Raw genomic sequence first — 6,774 nt, forward strand, 5'->3', positions numbered from 1 at the left:
TCTACACATTGCAATTGCAAAATTCTTAACTTTCCTTAAATGTATCTGCATTATTGCTATAAATCCAAAATTAAAATAAAAAAGCCTATCTCATTCGAAATAGGCTTTTTTACCTCTGAGGAATCTTCTCGCCATTTAATTCAGTAAGAATGCTATGGCTTAAAGACTGATAATCATATTATGAGAATATAAATAGTTTTTCAAACATAATTTAAATTTTATTTGGTTAAATTATTACGAATGTCACTTGTGCTTTCAGGATGGTGCAGGAGCTTCTTTTTAATAATCTGTGCTTTCTCCTGAAGAATTTGTACTAATTTTTCCAGATTTACAAAATCAAATCTATTTTTTGAAGCTAATAAAGTAAGCGCTAAAGGTGGCTCTTTAAGAGAGAATTTAACTGGTACAGACAAACCTGCAACTTGAGGATCAAGTTCACCACTAGAATAATAATATCCCTGTTTTTTGATCTTTCTCATTTGTTCCAGAAAAGCGGTTTCATTCTGCACAAATCCTACTTCTGCAAATGCATCTGCATAACGTTGATAATAGTCAAGCAACACTTGTTTCGGTAAATGTGCCATGATGACTTTTGAAGATGAACCTACATAGACAGGACGTGGACAACCGCGTCCGAATGAAAGCAGATGTGCATTTTTAAAGACTTCGTCATGTAAGTCGATACAAGAATCATAATTGAGATGAGTCAATATACAAGAGAACTCAGTCCGTTCGACGATTTCCTGCATAAAGGGAATGCTGATCTGAACCAAAGGATCAGTTTTTCTTGAAATATAATCCAGAACAGCAATTTTCGAACCCAGCGTATAGTCACCGGATGTGCCACTGATTCGCTGTAATAATTCAGCCGATACCAATTCTTTTAAATAGCGATAACTGGTAGGTTTGGAGAGGTTTAATTCTTCACTGATGATATCTACATTAATCACTGAACGTGATAACGAAAATAGATCGAGAACCGTAAGAATTTTTCCAAAACTTGCTTGCGCCATAAAAAAACCTGAAGTGCTGACCATTGAAAAAGATGATGACTCACTTTAGCTTAAAAGAGGGTAGTAGAGGCAACTATTTATCTTAAATTCTCGAATCATGAGGATAGAGGAAGAAAAGATACAAATATTCAGCCTAACTGCCTGTGCAATGATAAAAAATCATACTTATTCTCATATAGAGATATTTTTATTGACAATAAAGCGTTTATTTGAAAAAATTACTTACACAAATATCCAATGATGAATAATTAAGCAAAGCATTATCTTTTGCTTTTTATATTTTCATCAACCAGTTTCAGTTTAATCAGCTGAATATTCTAATTTTATAGACTTTCAACAAGTAAAAATTTTGTCACTGAGTTCTTTGGGCTTGGTGGGCAGGTTATTTGCTTTAGAAAATAAAATAAGCTCTTAGAGAGAAACCATGCTGCTTATAAAATCTTTACTCGCATTTCGTCCAAATAAAATGGACTGGATTTTTGCGACTAAAACGTTTGTGGCTGGTATTTTGGCGCTCTACGTTGCGTTGAGTTTGGATCTTGCTTATCCGATTTGGGCTATTGGCACAGTTTTCGTTATTGCCAATCCTTATACGGGAATGACCGCTTCAAAAAGTATCTATCGTGTACTAGGTACTTTATTAGGCGCAATTGTGGCAGTTGCAGTTACTCCTTGGCTAATCAATACGCCGTGGTTGTTTACGCTGTTTTTATCCTGTTGGGTTGGTCTTTGCTTATATTTCTCTCTGCTTGATCGTACACCGCGCAGTTATATATTGATGCTGGCTGGATATACGACAGTCATCGTCTGCTTTAATATCATTTACTTTATTGATACTGCTTCATTATTTGATATGGCGGTAGGACGCTTTCTGGAAATTACTATTGGCGTCGTTTGCAGCGCGATTGTGACGACGACCATATTTCCAATGCATATTGGCCCCGCAGTGAAAAGTCGTGTCAGTAAAACCTTAGCGGATACTCAGCAGATTTTTAATAAAATTCTATTAGAACCACGTCAAGACCAGAACTATACAAAAGCTTTAAGCCAATTGGCTGCAGATATTGCAGATATTCATGTCATGGCTGTGCATTTAAGCTATGAAAAGTCAGCTCTACAGGGAATGACCAAACCACTACAGGAAATGCTGAACCAGATCACAATGCTGGTGAGTAATTTGGTGGCGATGTCTGAACGCATGCAACAGTTAGACTTCATTGATACAGGATATCGCCAGTCATTGGCAGATTTACATTCCAAAATTAATACATATCTAACAGATGAACATCTATTGAAAGAGTCTGAATTGAATCAGCTTCCTACTGATTTTGAAACAGATTTCCTAAAAATTTTTGAACATTCAAAAGATGAGCAAATTGTAATATTGAAAAGTTTGAAAATGGATATCCGTCATTTTATTCAGAATATCCATGCAATTAAGTTGATCTGGCAGCGAATCCAACAGGGGGATACTTCACTGCCTGAAATGATTGTTCCACTTACTACAAACTATCCAACTTTACATCGTGATCATGGCGTAGCAGTGCGGGGCGGGGTTTCTGCATGCCTCACAGTTTTTATTGCTACTGCCTTTTGGATCTTAAGCGGCTGGAAAGCTGGATTTATGCTGGCTGAAATGGCTGCGATCAGTGCATGTATCTTAACGGCGCTGGATAATCCGGTGCCTGCATTGAAGCTGTTTATTCGCAGTAGCTTATATGCTTCGATCGTGATCTTCATATATGCCTATGGAATTTTTCCAAACATTATAGAATTTTGGCAGTTAGCACTTGTACTTGCACCATTCTGCGTATATTGCCTGATGCTTTTTTTGCATCCACCCTTAGTTGGAATTGGTTTGCCTTTGTTGATGGGGACGATCATGGGGCTGAATTTTCAGAACCGTTATACCCTGGATCAAATTTCTTTCTTCGATGCAGCAATTGGTACAGTGATCGGGCCAATCATCGCTGTATTTATTATCCATATGATCCGTGCAATGTCGCCAGATATAACCGTACAGCGCATTTTGGCTATTCATAATCGAGCCATTCGTCAGGCACTGTATATTCCTTATGGGGTACGGTTCCGTATTCATTTACGTACGATGATTGACCGCATCGGGGTATTAAATACTAAAGCAGTAGAATCTGAAGATCTGAAAAATAAAATCAATCAGGCACTCATTGAATCCAGCGCCGTCGTGGATCTGGCACGGTTACAGGAACTCATACTCAAGTTACCTGAACAGCAGCCTTTGACCCAGCAACTCGAAGATCTTCAAATACAGCTGGATGAATATTTTCGTGCCAAAGAAATTGGACAAAATTATGATGCTGCCTTCACACAGTTAATTAACAACATACAGGCTCTAGAAGCAGATCTCATCATGCAGGAACATACAGATGTTGTAGAACGGCTGCATATTTCACTCAACAATATTCGTAGCAGCTTATGTCATATCAAGACACCGCCAAGATATGCAGGCGCAGGAGATTAATACATGGGAGAGCTGAATATCTATGGTGTGTATGTGCCGATTTTATTGATTCAAGCTGTGATTGCCTATGTACTGCTCAGAATCTTGATGAAGTGGCTAGATAAACTAGTCGCAAATGACTGGATCATCATGCCGAATATTTTCTACTTATGCATTTACGTACTTTTGCTGGGCGCCGTCCATTGGGCAGGCTTATTACTATGAGGCCTGATATTAAAATGATTGAGGGAAACCGTATATGACATCTGTCAATTTACGCAAATATTTGCGACCTGTACTTTTGACGGTAGTGGCTGTTCTCGCCATTTTAGTGATTCGACATATCTGGAATTATTATAATTCTGAGCCATGGACGAGGGACGGGCGTGTACGTGGTGATGTTATTCAGGTGTCATCAGATATTTCAGGCCTGGTCACAGAAGTACTGGTGCAAGATAACCAGACCATCAAGAAAGGGCAACCATTATTTAAAATTGATGTTGAACGTCAAGAACTAGATGTTGAAGAAGCTCGTGCGGATCTTGCGAAAGCAAAAGCAGGTTTAGCGCAAGCTGAGGCTGAACTGGCGAATGCTAAAGCCAATGTCGTGAAATCCCAAGCAAGTATTCATCTGGCAGACAAGAATGCGAGCCGTTATTCAAGTTTAATGGATGGTGCTATTTCAAAACAGGAACAGGATCAGATTTTTGCTGCACGAGATGAATCACATGCCGAGCATGAGCAGTCCTTAGCTGCAATCGAACAGGCAAAAGCGAATATCGAACAGCAAAAAGCACTAATACAAGTCGCCGAGAATAACCTCAATCTCGCGCAACTTAATTTACATCGTTCAGAAGTTGTTGCTCCAGCAAATGGGACATTATCAAATTTTGAATTAAAAGAAGGGAACTATGTCAAAGTTGGCCAAGCGGTTGCAGCATTACTAGATCGCAAACAACTCTATGTAGTGGGTTATTTTGAAGAAACAAAACTGGATAAAATTTACGTAGGGGCACCAGCTATAATTCAGCTGATGGGTGATTCGCAAAAACTTAAGGGCCATGTGCAAGGTATTGCCTCGGGGATTGAAGATCGCGAACGTACTGCTGGTTCAGGTCTTTTAGCGAATGTGAATCCAACCTTTAGCTGGGTACGTTTAGCCCAACGTGTCCCTGTTAAGATTATTCTGGATGAATTACCAAAGAATGAACTTGCCTTCGTTGCAGGGCGAACAGCAACAGTGCATATAGAAAAGCAAGAAAAATAAACTGACCTGTAATTCAATAACACAAGGTTCTTGAAGAAAAGAGAACCTTGTCATGAATCCTGATTTAAAAGATCAAACAGCTATATGAAAACCCCAATAATAAGAAGTATATAATTCAATCAATAAATTACCTTGTCATTACATTTTTATTGACCATTCGTTCAAATTTTTATATTTTCGTATGAACTTTTTTTAAACAGGAGGAATTTTTTATTATGAATGACGTAAGGCTTTTATATGTAAGTAAGTTCAAAGATGAGAGATACTCTACTTCTGAACTTTATAATATTTTAACAGAAGCCTTAGAATTTAATGAGTTACACAAAATCTTTGGTGCACTCTATTTCGGAAATAATTATTTTGTCCAGTGTTTGGAAGGCACTGAAGAAAGTGTAAAAGACCTTTTCTATAATCGAATAGTTAAAGATCCACGCCATAAGAACTGTGAAATTCTTTCTTATGAACTAATTGACTCATATCTTTTCTCTAGTTGGCACATGAAGTATGCCAATGTCCATAATGATCTCATTGAGTTCTTTATCAAGAATCATCATGATGGATTTAATCCTTATCTCCTGGATCCAGATACTATTCCTGCTTTTATAGAATTACTCAGACAGCACGAAGATGATTTATACAAAGCCCAGGTGATGGCCTAATCAAATTAAGATGTAACATGTGATATGTTAATTTAAAGAAATTGATATATTACATGCTATATTTATAATTTTAAGTTATTGAAATTTATAAAATAATTAAATTTTTAGTTTTAAAAAATAGAGAGGGTTAACCGTCTCTATTTTTTAATAGATTTAAAATTCCGAGGCAACTTAAATAAATTTCAACACTTCAAGTCTCAGTATTTAAAATATTTCCTGATTACATATTTCTATTCTTGAAATAAAATCGAGAGGCATAGTTAGTCTTTCAGCCGTTATTGTTTCGAAATGAACCCAGATAGCTGCATCTCTATTCTCAAAACTAATACTTACAAGCTTAACCAAGTCATAGGGTTCAACATTGTGAGTCAAGATAATATTATAAAAGTGATCTGAGCGTACGTAAGAGATAAGCATTTGATGAATAGCTACTTGTTCATCGCTACTTAGCTCACTATATTTACTTAGTTCAGGTAAATCATGTTGTCTGTTCACTTTAGTCCTTATCGATCTTCAAGTTTTTTATAGAGGACCAGAATTTTATCAATTTAGACAGGGCAGCATTTAGTTGTTTTGTATAAATAATTGAACTTTTTATGAATGATGCTGTACTACAACGTCGGCCAGATTAAAGTGCTAACTATAATTAAAACTTTAACTATAAGCGCGTAGAAAACAATGTCTCAAATAAAAATTTATGCTTTACATGAAACAATCGAAGTACATAGAATAGAACTGATTCAAGCTATCCATCAAGCTTTAATCAAAAAGCTAAGTTGTCCCGACAAAAGATTTTTCAACGATTTATACCTTTAGAGTCTGAAAATTTTATTTACCTAAAGAATCGATCTAGATTTTATATCATTATCGAGATTTCAATATTTGAAGGAAGAACAAAAGAGACCAAGAAAGCATTTGTTTTGGCTTTATTTAAAAATATAAGTCATTTATGTGAAATTAAATCTAATGATATTCAAATAACTATATTTGAAACTCCTAAAAGAAAATTGGGGTGTTCGAGGGAAAATTGCGGATGAGCTTCATCTAGGTTATGAGGTAAATATTTAAGTGATTTATATAAAGAAAACTTTCAAACTAATCTTAATAACTACGTTTTAACACGACGAGGATGAAAAAGACATATTAACTAATTAGTGAGTGCTACATACAGGAATAGGCTATATGCATAATATCTTATTTAACATAATATACATTATACGAAATGAATCTGTTAGAAACCATTTAAAGTGTCTATATTCTCACCAATAAAAATGTCTAGTTTATGATGGTTTTTACCATCATGGACTGGATATAAATTAGAGATGTTGATCACTATGTCTGACAAGGAAATTCAAC

At 36.0% G+C, this 6,774-nt stretch carries 6 protein-coding genes and 1 pseudogene; 5 read left to right on the forward strand and 2 right to left on the reverse strand.

Annotated features, from left to right (window positions below; translation table 11 throughout):
• Positions 1-218 precede the first annotated feature (218 nt).
• Positions 219-1,013 (reverse strand): IclR family transcriptional regulator, encoded by a 795-nt coding sequence (locus FTU72_RS11410; RefSeq protein ID WP_180052936.1) that lies wholly within the window; start codon positions 1,011-1,013, stop codon positions 219-221.
• A 424-nt stretch (positions 1,014-1,437) separates the two neighbouring features.
• Here FTU72_RS11410 and FTU72_RS11415 point away from each other — a divergent pair, with 424 nt between their 5' ends.
• The 4 genes from FTU72_RS11415 to FTU72_RS11430 all read left to right on the forward strand — a co-directional run bounded on the left by FTU72_RS11415 (position 1,438) and on the right by FTU72_RS11430 (position 5,418).
• A complete protein-coding gene (locus tag FTU72_RS11415; protein ID WP_179993020.1) occupies positions 1,438-3,513 on the forward strand; it encodes an FUSC family protein in 2,076 nt (691 codons plus the stop codon).
• A 3-nt stretch (positions 3,514-3,516) separates the two neighbouring features.
• Complete coding sequence (locus FTU72_RS11420; protein ID WP_179993019.1) at positions 3,517-3,717, forward strand: DUF1656 domain-containing protein; 201 nt, start codon at positions 3,517-3,519, stop codon at positions 3,715-3,717.
• A 34-nt stretch (positions 3,718-3,751) separates the two neighbouring features.
• Positions 3,752-4,759 carry an HlyD family secretion protein gene (locus tag FTU72_RS11425; RefSeq protein WP_179993018.1) on the forward strand — a complete coding sequence of 336 codons (1,008 nt, stop codon included), beginning with the start codon at positions 3,752-3,754 and terminating at the stop codon, positions 4,757-4,759.
• A 215-nt stretch (positions 4,760-4,974) separates the two neighbouring features.
• Positions 4,975-5,418: a BLUF domain-containing protein gene (locus FTU72_RS11430; protein ID WP_179993017.1), complete on the forward strand. Its 444-nt coding sequence runs from the start codon at positions 4,975-4,977 to the stop codon at positions 5,416-5,418.
• Between the two features lie 204 nt (positions 5,419-5,622).
• Here FTU72_RS11430 and FTU72_RS11435 read toward each other — a convergent pair whose 3' ends face one another.
• Positions 5,623-5,913 carry a hypothetical protein gene (locus FTU72_RS11435; protein ID WP_004785797.1) on the reverse strand — a complete coding sequence of 97 codons (291 nt, stop codon included), beginning with the start codon at positions 5,911-5,913 and terminating at the stop codon, positions 5,623-5,625.
• 183 nt (positions 5,914-6,096) lie between these two features.
• On the opposite strand from FTU72_RS11435, the pseudogene FTU72_RS11440 reads away from it, so the two are divergent.
• Positions 6,097-6,486 (forward strand): annotated as a pseudogene (locus FTU72_RS11440) (tautomerase family protein).
• The last annotated feature ends 288 nt before the right edge of the window (positions 6,487-6,774 follow it).

It is taken from the genome of Acinetobacter sp. YH12137 (assembly GCF_013418535.1).
Lineage (GTDB): Bacteria > Pseudomonadota > Gammaproteobacteria > Pseudomonadales > Moraxellaceae > Acinetobacter.